At 48.1% G+C, this 25,032-nt stretch carries 15 protein-coding genes and 1 tRNA gene; 12 read left to right on the top strand and 4 right to left on the bottom strand.

Features of this window, described 5'->3' with window-relative positions; all coding sequences use genetic code 11:
* Nucleotides 1-232: 232 nt before the first annotated feature.
* From murD to HQ41_RS07320, 7 genes are all read left to right on the top strand, one after another.
* Nucleotides 233-1,609, top strand: a complete 1,377-nt coding sequence (gene murD / locus HQ41_RS07350; protein ID WP_044189918.1) for a UDP-N-acetylmuramoyl-L-alanine--D-glutamate ligase — start codon at nucleotides 233-235, stop codon at nucleotides 1,607-1,609.
* On the top strand, nucleotides 1,600-2,865 hold the full coding sequence (locus HQ41_RS07345; protein WP_044189915.1) for an FtsW/RodA/SpoVE family cell cycle protein: 1,266 nt from the start codon (nucleotides 1,600-1,602) through the stop codon (nucleotides 2,863-2,865). Before murD ends, HQ41_RS07345 begins: the two co-directional genes overlap by 10 nt.
* 7 nt (nucleotides 2,866-2,872) lie before the next feature.
* Nucleotides 2,873-3,985 (top strand): undecaprenyldiphospho-muramoylpentapeptide beta-N-acetylglucosaminyltransferase, encoded by a 1,113-nt coding sequence (gene murG / locus HQ41_RS07340; protein ID WP_044189914.1) that lies wholly within the window; start codon nucleotides 2,873-2,875, stop codon nucleotides 3,983-3,985.
* 135 nt (nucleotides 3,986-4,120) lie between these two features.
* Nucleotides 4,121-4,198 (top strand) — tRNA-Val (locus tag HQ41_RS07335).
* 168 nt (nucleotides 4,199-4,366) lie between these two features.
* Nucleotides 4,367-4,750, top strand: a complete 384-nt coding sequence (locus HQ41_RS07330; protein WP_044189911.1) for a VOC family protein — start codon at nucleotides 4,367-4,369, stop codon at nucleotides 4,748-4,750.
* A gap of 21 nt (nucleotides 4,751-4,771) precedes the next feature.
* Complete coding sequence (locus HQ41_RS07325) at nucleotides 4,772-5,701, top strand: capsular polysaccharide synthesis protein (protein WP_044189908.1); 930 nt, start codon at nucleotides 4,772-4,774, stop codon at nucleotides 5,699-5,701.
* Nucleotides 5,702-5,713: 12 nt separating this feature from the next.
* A complete protein-coding gene (locus tag HQ41_RS07320) occupies nucleotides 5,714-7,774 on the top strand; it encodes a S9 family peptidase (protein ID WP_081964800.1) in 2,061 nt (686 codons plus the stop codon).
* A 79-nt stretch (nucleotides 7,775-7,853) separates the two neighbouring features.
* On the opposite strand, the gene purL is transcribed toward HQ41_RS07320, so the two are convergent.
* The 3 genes from purL to HQ41_RS07305 all read right to left on the bottom strand — a co-directional run bounded on the left by purL (nucleotide 7,854) and on the right by HQ41_RS07305 (nucleotide 16,372).
* On the bottom strand, nucleotides 7,854-11,558 hold the full coding sequence (gene purL, locus HQ41_RS07315; RefSeq protein WP_044189905.1) for a phosphoribosylformylglycinamidine synthase: 3,705 nt from the start codon (nucleotides 11,556-11,558) through the stop codon (nucleotides 7,854-7,856).
* 151 nt (nucleotides 11,559-11,709) lie between these two features.
* Nucleotides 11,710-12,732, bottom strand: a complete 1,023-nt coding sequence (locus HQ41_RS07310) for a peptidoglycan DD-metalloendopeptidase family protein (RefSeq protein WP_044189902.1) — start codon at nucleotides 12,730-12,732, stop codon at nucleotides 11,710-11,712.
* Between the two features lie 886 nt (nucleotides 12,733-13,618).
* Nucleotides 13,619-16,372: a leucine-rich repeat protein gene (locus tag HQ41_RS07305; protein WP_044189900.1), complete on the bottom strand. Its 2,754-nt coding sequence runs from the start codon at nucleotides 16,370-16,372 to the stop codon at nucleotides 13,619-13,621.
* Nucleotides 16,373-16,985: 613 nt separating this feature from the next.
* Here HQ41_RS07305 and HQ41_RS09795 point away from each other — a divergent pair.
* The 4 genes from HQ41_RS09795 to HQ41_RS07295 all read left to right on the top strand — a co-directional run bounded on the left by HQ41_RS09795 (nucleotide 16,986) and on the right by HQ41_RS07295 (nucleotide 23,132).
* Nucleotides 16,986-17,126 (top strand): hypothetical protein, encoded by a 141-nt coding sequence (locus HQ41_RS09795; protein ID WP_200880510.1) that lies wholly within the window; start codon nucleotides 16,986-16,988, stop codon nucleotides 17,124-17,126.
* Nucleotides 17,127-17,165: 39 nt separating this feature from the next.
* Nucleotides 17,166-19,754 carry a hypothetical protein gene (locus tag HQ41_RS07300; protein ID WP_044189896.1) on the top strand — a complete coding sequence of 863 codons (2,589 nt, stop codon included), beginning with the start codon at nucleotides 17,166-17,168 and terminating at the stop codon, nucleotides 19,752-19,754.
* Between the two features lie 651 nt (nucleotides 19,755-20,405).
* On the top strand, nucleotides 20,406-20,546 hold the full coding sequence (locus tag HQ41_RS09750; protein ID WP_161780595.1) for a hypothetical protein: 141 nt from the start codon (nucleotides 20,406-20,408) through the stop codon (nucleotides 20,544-20,546).
* A gap of 39 nt (nucleotides 20,547-20,585) precedes the next feature.
* Complete coding sequence (locus HQ41_RS07295) at nucleotides 20,586-23,132, top strand: hypothetical protein (protein WP_044189893.1); 2,547 nt, start codon at nucleotides 20,586-20,588, stop codon at nucleotides 23,130-23,132.
* Nucleotides 23,133-24,160: 1,028 nt separating this feature from the next.
* Here HQ41_RS07295 and HQ41_RS09535 read toward each other — a convergent pair.
* Nucleotides 24,161-24,502: an ISAs1 family transposase gene (locus HQ41_RS09535; RefSeq protein WP_255327559.1), complete on the bottom strand. Its 342-nt coding sequence runs from the start codon at nucleotides 24,500-24,502 to the stop codon at nucleotides 24,161-24,163.
* Nucleotides 24,503-24,545: 43 nt separating this feature from the next.
* Here HQ41_RS09535 and HQ41_RS07285 point away from each other — a divergent pair.
* Nucleotides 24,546-25,032 (top strand): transposase (locus tag HQ41_RS07285; protein WP_200880509.1); only part of this gene is annotated, 487 nt, incomplete at its 3' end.

Below are 25,032 nucleotides of genomic sequence, written 5' to 3'. Positions count from 1 at the left end.
AGGGGGATAGTATTCAAGGCTCCCAAAGCCGCTCAAACACGCAAAAAACACCGAGAAAGATACAAGAAACTTTGAGCGGCGCATTGCGCAATAGTCTCCAGTGAGGAGAGATGCGCACCGCGACATCTTATGTCGATATCCCTAATAGATGCATTGCAAGGTGGATAAAAATTGCTAATATTGTGGGTTAAAATCACAGACTATAAAGCAAATCTCATCAACATAAGTAAATATGGACGCTTGCAACTATGATATCGTAGTCCTCGGGGCTGGAGAGAGTGGTGTAGGAGCAGCACTTCTCTGTAAGAGCCGAGGGATCTCTGTTTTTGTTTCGGACTACGGACAGATCTCCGATAAGTATAGGAAGGAGCTTGAGGAGCATAGTATCCCCTATGAAGAAAGACAGCATACTCGGGAGGTGATCTTGCAGGCTCGAGAGGTCATCAAGTCGCCGGGTATCCCACACACAGCGCCTATTATCAAGGCTATATGCGAGGCAAATATCCCCGTTGTCTCGGAGATTGAGTTCGCAGGGCGGTACACCAAGGGACGCACGATCGGGATCACAGGGAGTAATGGCAAGACTACGACTACTATGTGGCTGTATCATATCCTAGAAACCGCTGGCTATAGTGTTGGCTTGGCTGGCAATGTTGGTTTTAGCCTAGCACGCCAAGTGTGTACAGACGAGCAACCCGACTACTTCGTTATTGAACTTAGTAGCTTCCAACTCGATGATATGTACGACTTCCATGTCCATGTTGCCTTGCTGATGAACATCACCCCGGATCATTTAGACCGCTATAATAACAGTATGGAGCAGTATGCTCTAGCCAAGATGCGCATTCTCCAGAATCAGACATCGCAAGACGCTTTCATCTATTGGGGCGAGGACGAGTTCATCACTCAGTATGTGTTGGCCAATCAGCCTATGCCCATGCAGCTATTGCCTTTTGTTACTTACGAGCAGGCAGGGGCAGCAGCAGATAAGTCCGACGATCATCTGATGCGTGTTCACTTCTCTGGCAGGAGCTTTGAGTACCCGATCTCTGCTCTTGCTCTTCAAGGTCCGCATAACCTGCAGAATGCTATGGCAGCTTCTTGTGCTGCACTCTTCTTAGGCGTCCCAGAGGAAGCCTTGCGAACAGCTCTACATGACTTTGTCAATGTGCCACATCGACTAGAGAAGGTGGCGGTGGTAGAGGGCGTGCGCTACATCAACGACTCCAAGGCTACGAATATCAACTCGACTTACTACGCCTTGCGTACGATGACTACACCCTATGTGCTAATCCTCGGGGGGACGGACAAGGGTAATAACTATGAGGAAATAGCAGACCTCGTGCTCTCTGGTGCTCGTGCTCTAGTTTTCTTAACGACAGACTCGGTTAAGTTGCATCAGACCTTCGACGGGCGGATTGATCTCATTGCTGATGCTCACAGTATGGAGGAGGCGATTAAAATAAGTCATTCGTTCGCTCAGGAAGGGGATACGGTACTGCTTTCGCCAGCTTGTGCTAGCTTTGATCTATTCAACAATTACGAACATCGAGGAGACTGCTTCCGAGAGCAGGTTCTAACTCTAAAAAGGGAATTGGAATGCAAGTAGATCAGACCTATACGGCTTCACAGCCCAATCGTGCTGACTGGTTCAAGAGAATCTTTGAGGGGAGCTGGCAACTGTGGGTTGTCTACGTTATCTTCTTAATTATCTCAGCACTCTCTGTTTCTAGTGCTCTAAGCTCGGAGATATATAAGTCCTCCACTTCGGGTTTCGGTTTCGCTCCTATCTTTAAGCATCTCATCTTCCTTTTAGCTGCGTTTGGGCTTACGGTATTGACTTCTCAGCTCCCACCAGCATGGTTCCGCAACAAAGCCTTGCTATACAGTGCTATCGTTATTGCTATGATTCTTGCCTTGCCTTTCTTTGGAAAAGAAATCAATGGGGCTGTGCGTTGGATTGATGTTCTTGGCTTCAGCCTACAACCTTCCGAGTTTTTTAAGCTGTGCCTCATCTTATGGGGGGCTATTACCTATACTTTGTCTAACGAGAGTCCCGAGCGAGCGAATCTCTACTTCGGGGTTTACTGGGTGGTGTCTGGGCTTTTTATAGGCCTTTTTATGCTGGAGAACCTCTCTACGGGTGTTCTTTTCGGGGTATTCGTAGCGATATACTCCATTATTCTCAAAGCTCCTTGGCGACTGCTTTTCAAGTTTGGCGTGCCAATCTTAGTATTGGGTGCAGCTTTTGTGGCTGCCCTCATTTGGGTATCTCCTCAGCAACTAGGCAAGATACACGAGAGAGCCATAACATGGCAGAATCGTTTGCACAAGATTGCGAAAGATGATGATGCCTCCAAGTTTATTCTCAACGATGCAGATCGACAGAGCCAAATGGGGCAAATAGCTTTAGCCAATAGCCGTCTGCTCCCACATGGCCCCGGCAGTAGTAAGGTTAGAGATAGCCTTCCGATGGCTTACTCCGATTTTATCTATGCGATTATTGTCGAGGAATATGGGATATTCGGCCTTATTCTCGTCCCTTTGCTCTACATCTTTTGGTTCTATTGGGCCGGCCACTTGGCTATGAGGGAGAAGAACAGGCATCGGCGTGCCCTTCTGCTGGGTATCGGGCTGATGTTCCCTTTACAGGCTTTAGTCAATATCGCTGTGGTGGCAGGGATATTTATGACGGGGCAGACCTTGCCACTCATTAGCTACGGAGGCTCTTCTCTTATGGTGTGTAGCATCGCTATGGGCATGATGCTCAGCATCTCTCGTGTCCAAAATGAGGTGGCTTCCCTCGAGAGTGAGGTGGCTTTGCTGGAGGGTGGAGCACGTGATTTGGGATTAGACTCTAAATAGAAATACTATGTCAATAGGAACAATCAAGAGAGTGATTATCAGTGGTGGTGGTACGGGTGGGCATATCTTCCCAGCTTTATCAATCGCTGACACTTTGCGCAAGCGTTATCCCAATGTCGAGATCCTCTTCATCGGAGCAGAGGGACGTATGGAGATGACGAGAGTGCCAGCTGCAGGGTATTCAATCAAAGGCTTGCCTGTGGAGGGACTCAAGCGTAAGCAAATCTGGAAAAATTTTGGCGTCCTGAAGAATTTCTTTGTCAGCCTAGTGATGGCACGAGATATAATTCGTCAGTTCCAGCCCGATGTCGTGGTTGGAGTGGGAGGCTATGCAAGTGCTCCGACACTCAAGGCAGCGCAATCGCTTGGGGTGCCAACGCTCATACAGGAGCAGAATTCGTATGCAGGCCTCACTAATAAGTTCCTGTCAAGAAGGGCCGACCGCATCTGTGTGGCTTATCCCGCTATGGAACGTTTCTTCCCAAAAGACAAGATTGTCCTCACGGGCAATCCCATTCGCCCACAGATTGAGTTCTCTCAGCACTTCGATCGAGTGGAGGCGCTTAGGTATTTTGGCTTACCAGAGGGGGCTGAGCGTATCGTTTTGGTTGTTGGCGGTAGTTTGGGCGCACTCACGATCAATGAGAGTATCGGTCTACAGCTTGAGCAGTGGCGATCCGCAGGGATTACACTCATCTGGCAGACGGGTACAAGCTATCAGGATAAAGCTCGTGAGCTAGTTGCTGGCTACGACGCTCCTATCTATACGAATGCTTTCATCGATCGTATGGATCTTGCCTATGGCCTTGCCGATGTCGTCATCTCAAGGGCTGGTGCAGGCTCTATCTCGGAGATTTGTCTTCTTGGTAAACCAAGTGTATTGGTGCCTTCGCCCAATGTGGCGGAGGATCATCAGACGAAGAATGCTCTAGCTCTCTCTAGCAGAGGTGCAGCAATCTTGATTGCCGATAGGGATGCACGCAGAGAGCTGACGCCTCGCACTATTGATCTGGTTAAGGACGAGACCATGTGTGCTTCACTGCATAACGCAGCCCTTAAACTAGCGCAAGTTAGAGCCGCTGAGAAGATCGTAGATGAACTCGAGAAGCTAATTAGATAAGCCCAAGGTGTTCAGCCTATTACGACAGAATGTAGTTTCGTCGCTCAATAAATTTCTCGGAAAATACGCTTGGGGTATTGTGGATATAGAAAAAGATTATACCTTTGCATCGTCGAAGGACAAAAGGCGATGATTGGGCCTATAGCTCAGCTGGTTTAGAGCATCTGCCTTACAAGCAGAGGGTCATAGGTTCGAATCCTATTGGGCCCACCAATCGAGAGGATGATACAGACGTGTCGTCCTCTTTTTGTCTTAAGTGTATCCCTAATCATTATGAATGTATAGGCCAGAAGATTATCCTTTTTTTGTGTAAGTTTGTGGAGGATTGCAATCAATGGCTCTAGCACGATAGTCGAGCCGACAAGACTCAAATGAAGAATTATGGATATACAGGCTAGATTCGACCACTTTAACTTTAATGTTTTTGACCTTGAGCGTTCACTCAAGTTTTACGAAGAAGCTCTTGGACTCAAGGAGCATCACCGTAAGGAAGCTAGTGATGGCTCTTTTATCCTCGTCTACCTATGCGATAGCCATGGGCACTTCTTGCTTGAACTGACATGGCTACGAGATAGAGCAACCCCATATAACCTTGGGGATTTGGAGTACCATCTCTGTATGCGTGTAGCTGAGAACTACGATAAGGTACGTGCCTATCACCGAGAGCTGGGCTGCATCTGCTATGAAAATCACGACATGGGGTTGTACTTCATCTCCGATCCCGATGGCTACTGGATCGAGATCCTCCCAGAGAAGCATAAGTAAATAACGGTTGTCTGCACTACGATGAAAGAAATAATCCGAGGATTAGTTACTCGGCTAATACCTAATAGCCTGTGGCTGGATTTGAGGCAGAGGCCAATTATCGCTCGTCATGCTCGGATTGCAGAGCTGTGTAGAGCTGATATTGAGAAACTCCGTAGAGGGGAGATTCCGCCCATCTCGCTCAATGCGAAGCATGACTTCGGAGGCAAAACTGTAATCTGGCAGTACTGGGGGCAAGGCTGGAACGAATCGGATCTCCCAGAGGTTGTCCGTCTATGTGCGTGGTCGGTAGATCGATACAAAGGAGACTGTATTGTTGTTCGTCTATCGGATAGCAATCTGCATGAGTATATTGATCTACCTGATTATATCATTCGTTTAAGGGCTTACAATAAAGCGTTTTTTGCTGATATACTCCGCTTGGCATTACTAGCTAGCTATGGAGGAGTCTGGCTAGATGCTACAGTATTACTTACTCAACCTATTCCCAAGGACTATCAGAGGATGGAGATATTTATATATCAGAGGAGTGATGAAGAGCCCGAAAAAAACTTTTGGCGAGCTTCCTACTATGCTTACTATGGTTGGCACAAGGACTTTAGGGTGCGTATACTCAATAGTATCATGTTTGCACAGCCTCGGAACCCTCTTATTGTCGCTCTGTACACTTTGCTTGATCATTATTGGCGATGTCATGAGCAGGAGATGGATTATTTTTTCTTTCAGATTTATTTCCACGAGCTTGTTAATGGAGCTTATCGATCCTACAATTGTCGCATAGTCAATGATTGCCCTGTGCATATCGTACAGAACTTAATAACAGGAGGCAGATATGGTCGGCTCACCATGAGCGAGGCATTAAATCAATATCCTATTCATAAGCTAACATATAAAGGTGTAGTTCCCGAGAAGCTTCAAGAGCTGAAAAGGAATTTGAACTACGATATATAATCTCATCACATTATGACATTCAAACAAATGCTTTATTCCGCCGTAGCAGCTTCTACAATTGGAGCCTCGGCTACAGCGCAGTGCGAATTTGCTTCGTCAAACCATCTGAAGTTGACGCCCGAACGCCTGCTCGAGATGGCTCGCGTAGGCGATGCCTCGCTCTCTCCCGATGGCAAGAGCGTCGTTTATTCCGTTAGTTTCCCAAGCATTCAGGAGAACAAAAGTCAGACAGAGCTTTTCCGTGTAGGCCTTGACGGGCAGGGGCGCACGCAGCTCACCAAGACGACGGTTGGAGAGTACAGCCCTCGCTGGATGAAGAGCGGACGTATCAGCTATCTTAGTACAGAGAGCGGAGCTATGCAGCTCTGGAGTATGGCTGCAGACGGAAGTGATCGCCGTCAGCTCACCAATATCGAGGGTGGAATTAGCAGCTATATCATCTCTCCAGATGAGAGCCGAGTGCTTTATGTCAAGGAAATTAAGTTTGGTAAGTCTACTGCTGATCTCTATCCCGACCTGCCCAAAGCCACAGGGCGTGTGATCAATGATCTGATGTATAAGCACTGGGACGAATGGGTGGAAACTATCCCACACATTTTCTTTGCTGATTTAGGCAATAGCCCTATTACTTCGGGTAAGGATATTCTGGAAGGCGAGCCTTACGAAGCACCAATGAAGCCTTTTAGCCCTATCGAAGATGTGGCATGTAGCCCCGACGGAAAGAACATCGCATACGCAAGTCGCAAGAAGACTGGCGTTGCCTACAGCCTCTCGACCAATAGCGATATCTACATCTACGATACAGCAACTGGCAAAACCCAAAATATAACAGAAGGTATGATGGGTTATGATACACACCCTGTCTTCTCTCCCGATGGCAAGCAGATCAGCTGGACAAGTATGGAGCGCGACGGCTATGAGGCCGACTTGAAACGCTTGTTTGTAATGGATCTCAAGACGGGGAAGAAGACTTGGCTAACCGAAGGCTTTGAGTGCGATGTTGAGCACACACAGTGGTCGGCTGATAGTAAGAGCATATACTTCCAGAGCTGTGTCAAGGCAGAAACGCACCTACATCAGATTACTCTCAAGAACCGTAAGATTCGTCAGATTACCCAAGGGCAGTACAACTATACCTCTTTCCAAGTGGAGCAGGGGCAAATGTTGGCTGGTCGCCAGAGTATGCTAGAGCCTACCGACCTCTATCGGGTGAATCTCAAGACGGGTGAAGCGACAGCGATTACTTGTGAAAATAAGGCAACTATGGAGCGACTAGCACCGATGACCGTAGAGAAACGCTGGATGAAGACGACAGATGGTGGCGATATGCTCGTGTGGATTGTACTGCCTCCCGGGTTTGACAAGAACAAGAAATATCCAGCTCTGCTCTATTGTCAAGGGGGGCCACAGAGCACGGTTAGCCAATTCTTCTCGTTCCGTTGGAACCTCCGCCTAATGGCAGAGCAGGGCTATATCGTCATCGCTCCTAACCGCCATGGTGTGCCTAGCTTCGGTAAGGCTTGGAATGAGCAGATTAGTGGCGATTATCCCGGGCAGAATATCCGTGACTACTTGACTGCCGTAGACCAAATGAAGCAAGAGCCATACGTCGATGCCGAACGCATTGGTTGTGTTGGTGCGAGTTATGGTGGCTTCTCTACTTTCTACCTAGCAGGTAATCACGAGAAGCGTTTTGCCGCTTTCATCGCTCATGCGGGTATCTTCAACATGGAGATGCAGTACCTCACGACAGAGGAGATGTGGTTTGCGAACTGGGATATGGGTGGTGCGCCATGGGAGAGAGATAATAAGGTCGCTCAACGTACATTCGCCCACTCGCCACATAAGTTTATAGACAAGTGGGACACGCCGATCCTAGTGATCCACGGAGAGAAGGACTTCCGCATCCTAGCAGATCAAGGCATGGCTGCTTTCAATGCCGCTCAGCTGCGTGGTATTCCTAGCCAACTCCTAGTTTACCCAGACGAGAACCACTGGATCCTCCGCCCACAGAACGCTCTGCTCTGGCAGCGCACCTACTTTGGATGGCTGGACAAGTGGCTTAAGAAGTAGCAAAGCACTTATTCAATAGTAAAGGGGCTGCACCGACGATCAATCGGTGCAGCCCCTTTTTTGTGTAGGAATCTTAGGCTTATTTGCGCTCAGCTAACCAGAGGTAAGCATTGCGGAAGGCTTGCATCCAAGGGCTTACCTCGTGGAGCTCACGGGCATCCGCTGGGTAGTAGCCGCATTGCCATGGGAAGATTGCACGCTCTGGGTGCGGCATCATAGCTAGATGTCTGCCGTCCATGCTGCATAGCCCTGCGATGCCCTCTGGCGATCCGTTAGGATTGGCAGGATAAGCGTCGTAGGCATAGCGAGCGATTACGTTGTAGCGGTCGGAGCTGTAGGGGAGGCTGAACTTACCTTCGCCATGAGCCACCCAGATACCCATTTTGCAGCCCGATAGATTGCCGAGCATCACGGATTTGTTCTCTGGGATCTCTAGGCTTACGAAGCTAGACTCGAAGCGGCCCGACTCGTTGTGCAGCATCTTATGTTTGAGCTCATGGTCAGGATAGAGTAGCTCAAGCTCTGCCATGAGCTGGCAGCCATTGCAGATACCAAGGCTGAGCGTATCAGGACGAGCATAGAAGCGGTCGATCGTAGCTTTAGCTCGCTCGTTATATAGGATACCTGCCGCCCAACCCTTAGCAGAGCCTAGTACGTCACTATTGGAGAAGCCGCCACAGAAGACTAACATCTGTACATCTTCTAGTGTTTCTCTACCGCTTGTCAGGTCGGTTAGATGTACGTCTTTGACGTCGAAGCCAGCGAGGAATAGGGCGTAAGCCATTTCACGTTCGCCGTTGGTCCCCTTATCCCGTACGATGGCTGCACGCACACCGCTTGGAGTCTTGCGGTCTGGGTCTAGACCAAGATCTTTGAGCTTGCCTGTGAAGCCAGCAGGGAAAGTATAGCCTACGGGCTGATGCTTGTAGTTGGCATAGCGTGCTTGGGCTTGTGGTTCGGCCGTCTGATGTAGATCCATGAGGTAGGAAGACTCGTACCATAGTTCACGCTTGGCATCAATGTCGAGCTTGAGTGTTTGGCTAGTATGCTTGATGATTAGTTCACGGCTCTCTGTAGGGCGGGCAATACGAGCGAAGCCGATACTTGCGCTACGTAGTGCCTCCTCGACAGCCTCGGTGTCACGCACCTGAACTAAGATCCCCGGATTCTCGGCGAATAGGATCTTGACGAGATCTTGCTCTGCAATCTGGCTGAGATCTACCTCTAGGCCTCCTTTAGTATTGGCGAAGCACATCTCCAAAAGTGCTGTGACAAGACCACCGGCCGAGATGTCGTGCCCTGCGAGGACTAAGTCACGGCGGATTAGATCTTGTACTACCGCAAAGGCGTCACGGAAGTACTCAGGCTCCTCTACGGTCGGTACCTGCTCTCCTACACGACCGAGGCTCTGGGCAAAGGCAGAGCCACCGAGGGCTAGTGGAGCAAAGCTGAAATCAATGTGGTAAACGTAGGTGTCTGGCTCGAGGCGAAGCACTGGAGAAACGATATTCTTCACTTGCTCTACCTCTGCCGCAGCACTGATAATCACAGTTCCCGGGCTGATGACGCTTGGCTGCCCATCGGGATACTTCTGCGTCATCGAGAGAGAATCCTTGCCAGTGGGGATATTGATGCCTAGACTAATGGCGAAGTCTGCCGCTGCCTCTACGGCATCATATAGACGAGCGTCCTCGCCTGCGTTGCGGCAGGGCCACATCCAGTTGGCACTGAGCGATACACCGGAGAGACCGTGCGTCAGTGGAGCGAAGACGATGTTGGTTAGGGCCTCAGCTATTGCTACGACAGAGCCAGCAGCAGGGTCTGCAAGTGCTACTGCTGGGGCATGCCCGATAGAGGTCGCGATACCAGAGCGGCCACGGAAGTCGAGTGCCATAGCTCCACAGTCACTCAGAGGGAGCTGGAGCTCTCCTTGGCATTGCTGGCGAGCCACACGGCCAGTCACAGAGCGGTCTACCTTGTTTGTTAGCCAGTCTTTGCAAGCTACAGCCTCCATGCGTAGCACATTGTCGATGTAGCTCTCAAGCTCTCGAACTTCGTATTCAGGGGCTGCATAGTGTGCCTCGACACGACTATCCTGCATGATGGTTTTGGGCGAATTGCCGAACATATCCGATAGAGCTAGGTCGATAGGCTTCTCGCCATTGTCCTTGGCGAAGACCAGACGCATATCGTCCGTTGTTTCGCCAACCACATAGAGAGGGGCCCGCTCACGCTCGGCCACACGGCGCAGTGTGTCGATATGCTCCTCGCCTACGAGTAGCCCCATGCGCTCTTGGCTCTCGTTGCCGATGATCTCACGAGCCGATAGGGTAGGGTCGCCTATGGGCAGGCGGTCCATATCGATACGTCCACCCGTAGCCTCTACAAGCTCGGATAGGCAGTTGAGGTGTCCGCCAGCACCGTGGTCGTGGATAGATACGATGGGGTTGTCGTCACGCTCTGCCATCGCACGAATGACGTTTTGCGTACGCTTCTGCATCTCGGGGTTGGCACGCTGGATTGCATTCAGCTCAATAGCTCCCGCAAACTGCCCTGTATTAACCGAGCTAACCGCACCACCACCCATTCCGATGCGGTAGTTATCGCCGCCAAGCAGTACGACTTTCTCGCCTTGCTTGGGCTCGCCCTTGAGAGCATTTTCCTTGCGAGCGAAGCCGATACCGCCAGCTAGCATGATGACTTTGTCGAAGCCATAGCTTGGGCTGTCGGGGCTCTCCTGATGCTCATAGGTAAGTACGGATCCGCAGATTAGAGGCTGACCGAATTTGTTGCCAAAGTCGCTCGCTCCGTTGGAGGCTTTAGTTAGGATTTGTCTAGGTGTTTGATAGATCCATGGACGCTCCTTGGTGTGTGCCTCCCATGCTCGTGTTCCGTTAGTTCTAGGGTAGGAGGTCATATAGACGGCCGTTCCCGCTAGAGGGATACTGGCTCCTCCCCCTGCCATACGGTCACGGATCTCGCCGCCTGTACCAGTGGCAGCACCGTTGAAGGGCTCTACCGTCGTGGGGAAGTTGTGCGTCTCGGCCTTGAGGCTCAGGACACTATCTATTTCTTTGGTTTGGAAGTAATCTGGTTGGTCGGCCGAAGCTGGTGCAAACTGCTCGATGCGTGGCCCCGAAACGAAAGCTACATTGTCCTTGTATGCCGAAACAAGGAAGTTGGGATTAGCTGCACTTGTTGCCTTGATCATGGCAAAAAGCGAACTCTCACGCTCCTCTCCGTCGATGACGAAGGTGCCACCGAAAATTTTGTGACGGCAGTGCTCCGAGTTCACCTGAGAGAACCCAAACAGCTCGCTGTCCGTTAGGGGGCGACCGATGCGCTGCGATACCTCTGTAAGGTAGTCGATTTCATCATCGCTCAGAGCTAGCCCCTCTGCCTCGTTGTAGCCTCTGATATCCTCGATGTAGCGAATAGGCTCTGGTGATCTGTCTATATGGAATAGTTGCTGATCTAGGCCTGAATATAGTACTTGGAGCATAGGATCATACTCGGCGTCTGCTCCAGCGACAGGATAATACTCCTCAATGCGTGTGATCCCCGAGAGGTTCATATTCTGCGTGATCTCTACAGCATTGGTACTCCATGGGGTGATCATTTCTCGACGAGGGCCTACATAGTAGCCTTCTATATGGTCTACATCGAGGTATTCTGCGCCAGAGAATAGCCAGTTGAGTGCCTCTAATGCCTCGCTTGTGAGAGGTTGCGAAGCCTGCAGAGCAAGAACTGAGCCCGAAGGGCTACGGAAGAAATTAATCTTCATGAATCAATCAGAGTTATATGAGTTAAGAAAATTATGCTTACAAAGATACGTCTATAATGTTGTCTAAAAAAGATAGAACCACGTGTCATCTCCTGCAATGGGGGAGTACCACGTGGTTCTATACATTAATTATATCTATCTGTATGGAGCATTAGCTCGGTATGCGCAGGCTCTTGCCCGGCTTGAGCAGGCTTTTGCTCGTTAGTCCATTGGTCTGTCTTAGTTTGCGCACGGTGGTGCCGTAGCGCTTGGCGATGCCGTCTAGTGTATCGCCCTTGGTGATGCGGTGGGTGCGAATGTCTTTGGCGGACGAAGCTCCCTTGGCCTTGCGGGCAGCATACCTAGCCGTGCCAGTAGGTCTGGCTTGCGACTTCTTGAATGCGTACGCATCTACTCGTGGTACACCCTCTACGAAGTCGAATAGTTCCTCTGGGTTGAGTGGAATCCCCATGAAACGAGCCTCGAAGTGTAGATGAGGCCCTGTCGAGCGGCCCGTGTTGCCCCCTAGAGCGATGGGCTCGCCAGCCTTGATGATGGCTCCCTCTTTCACGAGCGAGCGACTTAGGTGGCCGTACACCGTTTCTAAACCATTGGTGTGGCGCATCACTACGTAGACGCCGTAGCCGCCTCGCTCATAGGAGCTGATACGCACTTTCCCAGAGAACGCAGCCCGTACAGTGTCGCCGATATGTACCTTGAGGTCGGTACCATAGTGCATACGACCAAATCTGCGACGATAGCCATAGCATGAGGTTACTTGGCGCTTCTCAATTGGCATTACGAACTCTCCCAAATCTATGTTGTAGCTGTCTGGGATATTGGTATTCTGCCCAGCGAAAGGGTTCACAGTGTGCCCCCAAGACTCCTCGCCATACAGATCAACAGACGGAGCATCAAGCTCCTGCATGCTAACCCCCTCCTTAATTTCCTCCTTGAGACCTCCATCTCTGAGTTTTTTTTGCTCTCTGATCCGTTTGTGGATCTCAACCCGGTCTGCCATCAGCATACGATCGCCGGACAACATCGTAGTATCGGCTACGGGGTGCGCTTGATCTGCTTTGCGTACCTCTTTGCTAGGTGTCTGAGGGCGCCCCCTCTGGGCTTCTGCACTCTGAGGCAGACTAAAGCTCAGACACAAAGATGCGCATAACACAATCAGTGATTCCTTTGTCATACTAATCTGTTACGTTAAACAAAAAACAATAATGAGCCCACGCCTCTCTTGGCATTGGCTTCTGATCCCCAAATCCTCGTCCAAAGCTCCTATTCAAAGGGTTAGTCGGTAGGAGCTATGAAAATGCGAACCCAAAGATCGGAAACAAAGATAGATAAAAACAATCAATACACCAATAATTTTTAGTAATTCATGTTAAAGAATTTTATTTCAAATGGCGACCTCACCTCAGAGGTTTGGCTTATTCTCGGCTCCCTAGAGGATTTATATTTTCGTCCACTTTTCAGAATGTTGATGGTGCGATTTTGTTTGGAAGGGCAAAAAGGATTAGACCGTGTATTTGCCCCCTAGGAGGCGCCAGACATAGCTCGACCTTGTTTGGGCAATCCACTTGCAGTCGAATGAAAACAGCTGCCTAAAACGCGGTTTTTATAAGTGGTTAATAATTAGGGTTTTATCGTGTTTGTCTGGTGGGTTTTATATATTTGTGTCGCCTTTTGGGTTATTTCTTCCCATCAATCCTTGGTGATTGTAGGACATATCTTGGTAGGCTAGTCCTTCAATCTTACACAATTAGTCCTTCAATTTTCCATAAAAGCCCTATTGATCCTCTACGGCAGACTAATCGGCTAGCCTAATTGTCTGTGTGGTTCATTTACGTTTCTTAACCAAAAAGATGAAAGGGCGATACCCGAGAGGCATTCTTTCCCCTCGCTTGAGAATATCTAATTATTCAGTAGAATTATAGGTTGTTATTTGATTATTATATAAAAGGGGCTGCTGCAAAAAGAGTTTTGCAACAGCCCCTCTCAGGTGTTTCAGAATGCTTAAAATGAAGCTCAGTCTATGAGTGTTGTCCTTTGGGAGCGGATCTACATAAGTGCTACTATTGGAAGCCTATGATGCGCTCGGCATAGGCCGCCCAAGCGGCCTTGTAGGCTGGTATAGACGCTTCTGGAACCTCGATTTGGGTAGCCTCTGGTAGGATACTTAGGAATTGAGGTGCTGGATCCAATGGCTCAGCAGATAAGAATCTTACCGATACGAGGTTGCGACATTTCTCGAAAGCATTGCCTGCAATCCCTGCGATATTGGCGGGTATAGCTACGGTCGTCAGGCTAGTACAACCCGAGAAGCCTCCTAGGTTGCTTACAGAGGCTGGAATGTCGATAGACTTGAGACTCGTGCATAGGGCAAATCCATAGAGGTCGCTTAGCTGGCTACCTGCGGCGAAGTGTACCCGATCGAGCGAAGAACAGTTGTCAAAGGCGTCCATCTCGGTCACGGAGGCTGGGATATTGACCTGTTTTAGGGCTATACACCCCTTGAAGCCAGAGATAGATGCCACTTGGCTTGTCCCCAAGAAGCGAATTTTCTTCAGAGCGACACATTCGTCGAAGCCTTCAAGCGAGGTTACGGACTCAGGGATATTGATTTCTTCTAGACCGGGACACAGTGCAAAGCCCGAGAGGTCGGTCACTGTATTGGGTATGTTGATGTCGAGTAGTGAGGTACACCCATCGAATCCAGATAAGTCAGTCAGGCGTCCTTGCTCGGCAAACTCAATCTTGGATAGGTTGGCACAGCCATCAAAGCCCGATAGACTGCGTACGGAGGCAGGGATGTCTATACTCCTAAGTCCATTACATTGGTTAAATCCTGCTAGCTCCTCTAGCCCATCGGGTAGATTGAGATGTGTTAGCCTAGGAAGGCGTGCGAAGGCACCGTTGGCTATCTTAGTCAGTTTGCCCGATGTAGCGAATGCGATCTCGGAGAGAGAGGTCGATCCAGCGAACGCACGGCTCTCGATCTCCATGAGAGAGCGTGGTAGCTCTATACGTTCAAGGCTTCGGCAGCCATAGAAGGCATCTGAGCCAATCTTACTGAGTGCACTAGAGGGAGCAAAGTCGATGCGGCTGAGCTTGCCACAGTCTGCGAACGCATATTTGCCTAGCTCGACCACACCCTTGGGGATTGTGATCTTACGCAGGCCAGAACCTCTGAAGGCTCCACCTTCAATTTCTATCAGCTGGCTTGGTGCTCTAAACTCAATGTCACTTAGACTGGCGCAGAAGGAGAAAGCATCTTTGCCAATGACCTCAACGGAGGAGGGTATGCTCACTCGGGTAAGATTGGGGCAGCGAGAGAAGCCGACCACCCGACGCACGCCCTGTGGTATACGAATCGATGTGAAATGAGTATGGCCACGGAAGACGTTTTCCTCCCAGCCGATGACGTCGTAGCCCTTGAGAGCTGGCAGTGCCTCAATGTCTAAGACTGCTGGCGGATTGCCCCAACTGCTGATCCAGTAGCCTCCTTCATCTTCCATATAGACGAGCTTAATATCGCCAAGTATGATAGCGGTGCCGTCTTCGGGAGCAAGGGCTGGGTTTGGGTGCTGTATGATGCTGATGTGCTCAAGCTCGTCCCCATCCTCGCTGCTTAGGGTGATCGTAGCATATCTGCTTGCTTTGCCGTCGTTGGCACTGGCCTCCACGACAATTCTCTCTTTTCTGATAGCTGAGCGTAGTCCCGAGAAACTGACCTTGAGCCATGTTTCGGCTTCTTGAGGGATTTTGATTTTGTACCCGAGATCTGTATCTAGATCAATGGAGATCTCGCCGCCCTTGTGCCCTATGGTATGTACATGCTGATGTATGCTTAGCATGCCTTGAGCGAAGACAATGGCCTGCATACGAGTATATCCCTTGCCGTCGCTTACGAAGACCAGTACACGGCTATCTACAAGGATGTGTGGCGTGGTCACCTCGATGATGCCTTGGGTGTCGGTGTTTTTGTGGAGTATGGCCTTGTAGCCATCTTGTGCCATGACCTCTACTTGTGTATTGGTGTCCCCTCCGATGATAGAGTACGAGATCTCGTACTTCTTGTTGGGCTGCATTCGGATAGGGCTAGTGCGCCCTAGGATTAGTCTGAGGCCCTCTCCTTTGGGGATCTTCAGTACTGTGCCACCTTTGATTGTCAGGTAGACGAAATCGACCTCTTCCTTCAGATCTATAAATAGTCCAGAGTTCGGGTTAGGATTGGGGCTCGGGTTGGGTGTGTCGTCTTTTGCCAAGCCTAGCTTTATCCAGTTTTTGCCATGGTCGTACGAAACATACCAATAGTTCTGCTCGATTTTGAATTGAGGCGTTACTCCGTCAGCTCCGGGTTTACCCGCCTCGCCCGGATTACCTTTTTCCCCTCTTACTGGGATTTTGTTGCGGTTTGAGTCGAGGAGGAATTGGCCGTCGATAGCCCAGTAGTAGGTCGATCCTTCTTGGATCACGCCAATTTTTGGGGTAGAGCCCTGATTGCCATGGAATATGTCAATGGCTTTGTTTTTGGCGAATTGGATGCGGTAGCCTGTTCTGTCCCCTTCGTTGATTGGAGTGACAGAGGTAATGTAGTCGCCGGTATTCATTGAGGCGATTAGCCTTTGGAGCTCTTTGATGTCGGCGTTGAGTACGGCTGCTATTTTCTCTAGCTCACTTAGCCTCTTCTCTACTTTGTCTACACGCTCGCCTAGGTCATTCACTCTAGAGGATATGTCTCTATCGTCGTAGCGACATCTCGATAGGGATACTAGGCAAATAAACCCTATCAGCACAATTCTTGCATAAATAGTAGCTTGTTTCATCTTCTCTAAGATTAGGTCAATACAGCAACATTGCTGTACACTCTGCAAAAGTAGGAAACAATATCCTAAAATTGCGGCAATTAACCCAAAAGTACATCATGCTCTTCCTTCAGTTTTTGTCCTTGCCACCTATCAGTGCTCAGCATCAGGGCCAAGATGCCGAGAGTACTATGACATAATGTCTAGGATGAACTTGCGAGTTGCCCAGAATAGATTCCCATTGCCTAGGCTGTTGGCTATGGATTGATGTATCTGATAGAGTCCTCTGGATCAATATTATTTTATGTTTTTCTTGTGTTTGTATCTTCTGTTTATCTTTTTTGATGCTTTATTTCTGCGTCTAAGTTGAGCCTTGCTTTGTCTATTATGTCTACCTCTTCATATATCAGAGTTATCCTAAGCGAAATATATTTTGATGGATTTATAGAGTGTTTCTAAACATTTTCATTTTTGTTTATGTTTATAAAATAATTGTGCGAAGAGTGAAGACTGTATCGACCTATTTGCTTTGAGCTTTGTAGTAGCTCATTCTATACACATCTCAGTAGACCGTATCTCGCTTAGAGATTGAGCTTGGTATGGTATTGTTTTCAACTAACTCAATAATAAAATAATGACGACTAGGGATTTTTCACGTGAGTTTTATCAAGCCCCTCAAGTCAAAGAGGTTGGCTTTATGGTACCACAAAGCCTCCTTGTGACACTCTCGATAGAGGGTGAGGTCGAAGACTTCGAAGACGGAGGAGATATCTAAAACTTATAGCGTTTAGAAACAACCAAGAACAGAGTAAAAATGAAACTAAAATTTAATGTAATAGGTCTGCTTATAGCACTGGCTGTTTTCGCTTCATGCCGAGATACAGATGTAAGGCCGAGCGCAGATCTAAATCTACAAGACAAAAAGGTAGAGAAGATCATAGAGGGAACTCCGATATTTGAAGGAGATCCCAATGGTAATATCCTAACATTTGACTTGGATGTAGCCATAGATGAAGAGGACGAGCTAAGACTAATGGCGTATGATCAAGGTGACTATATAGGTAATAGTAAAGTCAAGCGCAATAATCAGTCCTATTTCAAAGTTGATGAGGTTGATCCCAATAATGAGTACGGTGGAGAAGGGACCAATGCTGTGCACTGCGTGCTTCGTAGGCTAGGCGAAAATCCTGTGTCCGTAATCAAAACCATCAAATGGCATGGCGAGGAGGTTACTAACGATAAGGTTCGGTTACGTTTGAGATCCGTACGCATTACTTTGCCCGAGGGTGTGATTGCTAAGAAGGGAGAAGAATGGTACATCGTCGGTATGATTGGGGGTAAGTTTGACGAGCAGACGGGGCGCCTGTCTTTCGATGGCAAGGGTTATCGTTTCCAGAGATACTACATTGGCTCTACATTTGCCATGGTGAATGGGAAGGAAGTTGAGACTAAGCATTATCAAGACGAACTTGATGTGCCTCACATAACCGACTGGACGAAGCTGGACATCAAGGAAGATTACTTCGGTAAGACTAGCCTGCTCTTCAAGCCTCGTGGAGTTTTGATGCGCCATCAGTTCTCTAGCCTCATACTTGGTAATATCGTGTTTCGTCAGGCAACGGTAACCTCAGATGCCTATACCAATGTCGGATACTTCGACCCTTTGGCCACAAAGGGAGAGGAAATAGCTGGTCAAGCTGGCTCTTATCCAACATGGGTAACACAGCAGACTCAGGTGCACGATACCTATATCTTTAGAGATGCTTTGCGCAATGGTGCTTTGGTGCAGCAAACCGAAGATGTGTTTACGCAGCATGGATCCAAAGTAATGGGAGCCTCATTTGCTCGTAGATCTCCAGCCAATTTCATGTTGGTGTGGGGTATGCCAACCAACAAAGAAAGTCCTTCGCTCAAAGTAGTAACCCAGCTACGAGAGAGTCGTTATGGATCTTTGACCATGGTGGATAGGCTGACTTATTACCGTGACAATATGAAGAAGCTGGAGAGTGGAAAGTCATATCGTCTGCACAACGAGGTAACAAACGACTTGATGATTAGCCGTATTTACTACGAGCAGTCAGCCAAGGGAGGAGAGAAAGCCGATCCCGAGCACTCCTATAACTACTCTATAGTACAGCTAGAGAACACGAACTATGATCCGATCGACCTATCGCGTTACGCACTAATTCGTTTCGACGGTAGCGATACAGAGGGAGCCTTTGTGCCATATGCAGCTGGTAGGCAGTTGGCTAAGGGTGATTTCCGCAACGCTCAGGTTATTCCCTTGACGGCTATTATGGGTAATGGTAATCCCTTCACTGGTTTATGGGCTAATTGGTCGGGGGCTAAAGGTAACTACTCGGGTAACTGGTATCGTAAGATTTATGGGGAACCAAAGATGACACTTGGACCTAATAAGACTCTGCTCATTGGTGCAGGTGGGTACATTAAGTCAGGCAAATGGCCTCATGAGAATATCCTCCTTTATAAAGATGCTGTAAATACGAATAAGATTGCTCCAGAAATGTTCCTAAATCTGGAGCCTAACATTGATCTTGAAAGACGTGCGGCTCTTCACAAGGAGCTTGCTCCTTTTGAGAATCAGGCCTATCCCCGTGCAGGTGGTGGTCCGGATAGTGCTGTACGCTTTGATTACTGCCAGTCGATGGTGGCTATTGATGATGGATTCATTAAGGACGCAATGTACACAGACAAGGCTAATTCTGGGGTGCTACAAGCTGGTCAGATGATTGGTTATGCTCTTGTCAAGGCTCTACCTGACGGGACTTTCATTATCGTGGACACCTCTGTCCCTCTCGGCTATGGCGATAGGTTTACCTACACGCAGTACAAGGATAGCCACGACAAGGCATATCAAGAATATGTAGAGTATCGAGAAAAAATGAAATCTCGAACGCAGCCTAATGCTAATCATCTTGATATTCAAGATTGGCGTATGTATTTCCGTTTTCAGCCAGCGAAGTTTACGTCACCTAAGTATTCGGATCTCACAGGTGTAACGGCTACACATGCTGTTAAGGAAGGCTGGCTCTGGAATACGAGTAGCAAGACTGAGAGTGCAGGTGAGCGCTTGGGCTTTACCTACAATCATATGAATCAGCTCTACCGCACCTTCTATCCTTTTGGGCCGAACTATATGGGGTATAATCTCAATCAATTAGATGATAAGGAAACGTATCCACAGAATGTACTTAAGCCAGAGAACGGTTATAATCCTCCTCCTAAGTATGTTTGGGATAATAAAGCTGCGACAAATGCCCCTGATAAGATTCCAGATTTCTCTAAGAGAATTGGCTTTAATCTTGGTCCTGACTGGACCAGAGTTAAGCCTGCTGTAGATCCATCGACGATGAATCTGAATCCGTTGATTGTGGTGCAGTAGTTTTTCCCTTAGGCGATAGCAAATTAATTGCGAACGAAGCCCCCCAGCAAGTTCACTCATTTTGTGAGCTTGCTGGGGAGCTTCGTTTATTCTGTCCTGATAAAGCTCTTATTCTAAGACCATTGCACAATCACCCCTTCGTTGCCTCAGTTCTTTCGAGTCGTGTTTTTGCTGCTTGAGGCTGTGTTTTTCAACTTGGGTATCCTCCCCCTTTACCCCGACCTTGTGAGCAATAAGCTACAAGGTCGGGGATTTTGTGCTTATTTGGCTGCTTGTGCTTCAAGGTGTCAAATAACCGTAAAATCCCCATCCCTGAGGGATACTTCCCTTAGGGATGGGGATAGGGGTATAGTATTCAAGGCTCCCAAAGCCGCTCAAACACGCAAAAAACACCGAGAAAGATACAAGAACCTTTGAGCGGTGCATTGCGCAATAGCCTCTTAATTGTATGTCTTGTATTGATTCATGATTTATTTATTTTAAAGTGTATTTAATTTATTTTTATCTTGTGTAAATTTTTTTTATTTTTGCCTATATAATTGATAGGCTATGAGGGAAGGATAATTGGGATGATACAGAGTTTGCTGTATCTGTGGAGATATTATTTGCTGTCTGAATACAAGTTTCTCTAAAAATAATAGACTTAACGTTATGAAAACTAAAGAACTTATCCGAGAGTTGTACCATGCGCCCCTAGCTCAGGTAATTGATTTTAGGATCTCGGCCAATCTGCTTGTAACGCTCTCCATAGAGGGAGATGTTGAAGATTTTGAAGATGGTGGTGATTTGTAGTGTTAATTAGACTTTATGAACAAGTAAGAGAAGAACGAAATGAAACTAAAATTCAAATTAATCGCTCTGCTAAGCATCTTGGTCGTAGTGGGATCTTGCCGAGATGAAGATAGACCCAATGTTAATGTAGACGAACCTAATACCCCAGAGCAGGTCGTAGAAGCTACACCGATATTTGAGGGAGATCCCAATGGCAATATCCTGACGTTTGACCTAGACGTTTCGGTTGATGAAGACAACCTGAGAATGATGGCATATTATGAGGGTGGTTATGAGGGTAAGCCTAAGCTAAGGCGCAATAATAAGTCTTTTTTCAAGCTCGATGCTGTCGATTGGGATCACCTACATGGGCAGGAGGGGACCAATGCTGTACACTGTGTTTTGCGCCGTGTGGGGAAGAACCCTGTATCCATCTATAAGACGATTAAATGGCATGGTGCAGAGGTTTCTGATACTCGGGTTCGCTTGCACTTGAGGTCTGTACGCATTGCTTTGCCAGATGGTGTGGAGGTCAAAAAGGGTGAGGAGTGGTATATCTTGGGTATGATTGGGGGGGTGTTTGATCCCTCTACGGGACATCTCTTGCTCGATGGCAAGGGATATCGCTTTCAGTCTTATCTGCACAACGTATCCCAAGTGGGCGGCAACGAGCGGCGAGATTATCAAGATATGCTTGATGTCCCTCACATGACAGCTTGGACTAAGCTCAACATACATGAAGATCATTTCGGGAAGGGGCATGTTACTTTCAAGCCCAGAGGTGTGCTAATGCGTCACCATTTCTCAAGCCGTACCCTTGGGAATATCAACATCAGGCAGGCAACTATTACCTCAGATGCCTATACCAATGCTGGTTACTTTTACCCAGCGGGCCAGAGTGATGAGCAGGTTCGAGCCAATAGCTATCCCATTTGGGTTACCAATCAAGAGCAGGTTAATGATACTTACATCTTTCGTGATGCGCAAGGAGACTTTTTGGTGGATCAAGACGAGAGTTCGTTTGGCTACCACGGTATCAAGAAGATGGGCGTTTCGTTCGCTCGCCTAGCTCCCCAAAACTTTATGCTTGTTTGGGGTATGCCAGTAGATGCACCCAACCGGACGATCAAGGTGGTAAGCCAGCTGAGAGAGAGTAGATACAGTACCCTCACGATGGCAGATAGGCTGACTTATTATCGTAAGGGTATGGCTCCCCTACAAGAGGGCCGGTCGTATCGTATGCACAGTGAGATAACCAATGACCTCGTGATTAGCCGTGTGTACTACGAGCAGTCGGCCAAGGGAGCAGAGGCTGACCCCGACCACTCCTACAACTATTCGGTCATACAACTCGAGAATACCAACTATGATGCGATTGATCTTTCTCGCTATGCGATCGTTCGTTTCGACGGCAAAGATGATGCATTGGGAGGTAAGGGGGCATTCGTGCCTTATGCTATGGGAGAGGTACTCCAGCCGGGAGAGTTTCTCAAGGCTCAGGTTATTCCCCTTGGGGCTATCCTTGGGCGAGACCCCTTTACAGGTCTATGGGCAGGCTGGCCCGGGAAGCGAGGGGACTACTCTGGCAATTGGTATCGAAGGATCTATGGGATACCCAGCCTTGTCTTGGAAGGAGCTAAGACGTTACTCATAGGTGCTGGTGGATATGTCAAATCTGGTCAAAACCCAGATGCCAATACGAGGCGCTATCTGGCTGCCATGGAGGCTGGCAATGTGCCGCTGGAGGACTTCAGCAACTTGGAGCATAACCTGACTTTGCGACGTCGCACAGCATTGCTCAAGAAGCTCCGAGGCGTTAATGGCATGGAAGATCAGGCCTATCCTCGTGCTGGTACTAGTGCGGATAGCTCCATTATCTTTGGTTATTGCCAGTCTATGGTCGCCATTGATGACGGTATCGTTAAGGATGCCATGTACACTGAGCCCACCTCGGGAGTACTACAAGCAGGTAAAATGATTGGGTATGCCTTGATTAAGGCGCTAGATGACGGTACTTTTGTCGTCGTCGATACATCTGTCCCCATAGGTTATAACGACCGATTAACCTACAAAGCGTACAAGGCGTTGCACGATATCTCTTATAGTGAATACCGACAGTTTAGAGAAAATGTACAGACGATGGTTGGGGTAACAGAGGCAGATGCCAATCTTCCAGAGGAGCAGGACTGGCGTGTTCTGTACCGCTGGCAGGCAGCTAAATTTAGTAGTCCAAAGTTCTCTGACTTGACCAACGTTAGGACACCCCATTCTGTGCGTAGCGGTTGGACTTGGAACTCGAGCAGTCAAACAGAGGCTGCAGGAGATCGTCTAGGGCTTACATTCAATCACTCCTTGCAGAGGTATCGCACCTTCTCTCCCTTTGCGCCCAACTACATGGGGTACAACCTCAATCATCTAGACGACCCTGCTACTTATGTTGGTCAAGGTGGTGTACCTCCCATCTTCGGTTGGGAGGTAAATGGTGGGACTAGCGAGTTCCCCAAGATCCCTCACTTTAGTAAAAGACTTGGCCACAACTTTGGCCCAAACTGGACGAGAGTAAAACCTGCGGTGGATCCCGCTCTTAACTTGAATCCACTATTCTAGTTGATGTTTGATTTCAAGTCTAAACAAGCGATAGGGTGTGTGGCAAAATTTATTTTTGCTACATCCCCTATGGGGAGTTTTGGTGCGAGCAAAATGGAAAGCACTAAGAAGAGACTGACAGCGAAATCCGTGTGGAGTAAATATTGCAAGCATTCGAGCAGTTTGCGTTATGAGTAATCCGCTCCTGACGTTGCCTTTACAGACGATGATATGCGTACGTATGGTGATTGGCTAATTCTATTGTGAAAAATTAACACTTCGAGGGCTATTTGAGCTCCTTTCTGCCAAGCGCCCTAGATGAAGAGCCTTTATTGGTTAGATCTCATATTTGTCCCCTAGAGGGCGCTATATTGCGTTTGATCTTGTGTCCGCTCTTATCCCCTTAGCCAATCAAAAAAGTCCTCTATATCGTGTGTTTTTAACTGATTGTTATTTAGGTAGATATATTTGTCTTCCTAGTTGGTGTATCTCTATGAGCGATACGTTTCGGTATTTCTTCCCATCAATTGCTTGGGATTGGTGGACATAGTACGACACATGAGTCCACCAATCGGCAAAAGTCTTCCCTTCAATTTAGGCAGATGCTCTATTAATTTTGTTGGGAGCTCCCCCTGAGAGCCTCAATTTTAGAGAGGTATTTTTACGTGTTTTAACGGAAAAGATGACGAATGATCTGCTTCAGAGCCTACCAATGTCTGTACCGTTGAGCTTAATCTGATCTAGGGTAACGTGGATTAATAGAAATAGTCTATCGCTGTCCTTCGACAAAAATAAGAAAAGGGCTGTGCCAAAATTAAATTTCAGCACAGCCTCTTTTAGATGCTTCAGAATGTGTAAAATGAGACTATTGCACAATCACCCCCTTCGTTGCCTCAGTTCTCTAGAGTTGTGTTTTTGCTGCTTGAGGCAGTTTTTCCAGGGCAACCGCATCAAATCNATGAGACTATTGCACAATCACCCCCTTCGTTGCCTCAGTTCTCTAGAGTTGTGTTTTTGCTGCTTGAGGCAGTTTTTCCAGGGCAACCGCATCAAATCTTTAGGAGCTTCTTGAGATAGTCTATATTGAGAGCGGCTTTGAACAGCCTCTTGTGCAAGGATAGTTTGTCTTTGTATTGAGAGACAATGGCTAAAGTAAACTTTCTCAACGTGTTTAGGTTGGTGGCTGAATAATTCTTACGAGCACGGCAGGCATCTTCTCTGAAGGTTACATCCAAATGCCAATGGAGTCTATTCTCAATCCCCCAATGCCCTCGAATGTATTGTCCTATTAAGCGACATTCTTCAGGTGGTAAACTGCTGATATAATGAGACCTTTGCACGACATTTTGCCTCTTTTCGGTTAGATGTTCGGTTAGATATATTGCATATATCCCTGATTACTAATATCTTTAGTGTGTAATTAACTGTATCGACATGGCAACTAAACCAACCGAACCAGCTCCTAGCTTCCTACAAGTATATACTCAGGTTCGTCGCGACCGCATGAAGCACTCCTTTCTCCGCCAAATCAATGCTTGCGTTGATTGGCGAGGTATCCGCACCCTGCTGAACAAGAAGTACACCAAGACACAGAATGCCGTAGGTAACCCTGCCTACGATGCCTTGCTGATGTTCAAGATCCTTTTGCTAGAGACTTGGTATGGNCTGAACAAGAAGTACACCAAGACACAGAATGCCGTAGGTAACCCTGCCTACGATGCCTTGCTGATGTTCAAGATCCTTTTGCTAGAGACTTGGTATGGTTTGAGCGATTATGAGGTTGAGGAACGTATCAATGACTCTCTACTTTTCAGTGAATTCCTAGGCTTAGACCTTGGCTATCCCTCTCCCGATCATAGCACCATCAGTCGTTTCCGCTCGGAGCTAACGCGTCTAGGGATTATGGATAAACTCCTTAGAG

The sequence above is a fragment of the Porphyromonas sp. COT-290 OH860 genome (genome assembly GCF_000768935.1).
In the GTDB taxonomy this organism is placed as follows: Bacteria; Bacteroidota; Bacteroidia; order Bacteroidales; family Porphyromonadaceae; genus Porphyromonas.
Note: the sequence above shows the minus strand (reverse complement) of the source record. Positions and strands in the feature narration are given on the sequence as shown.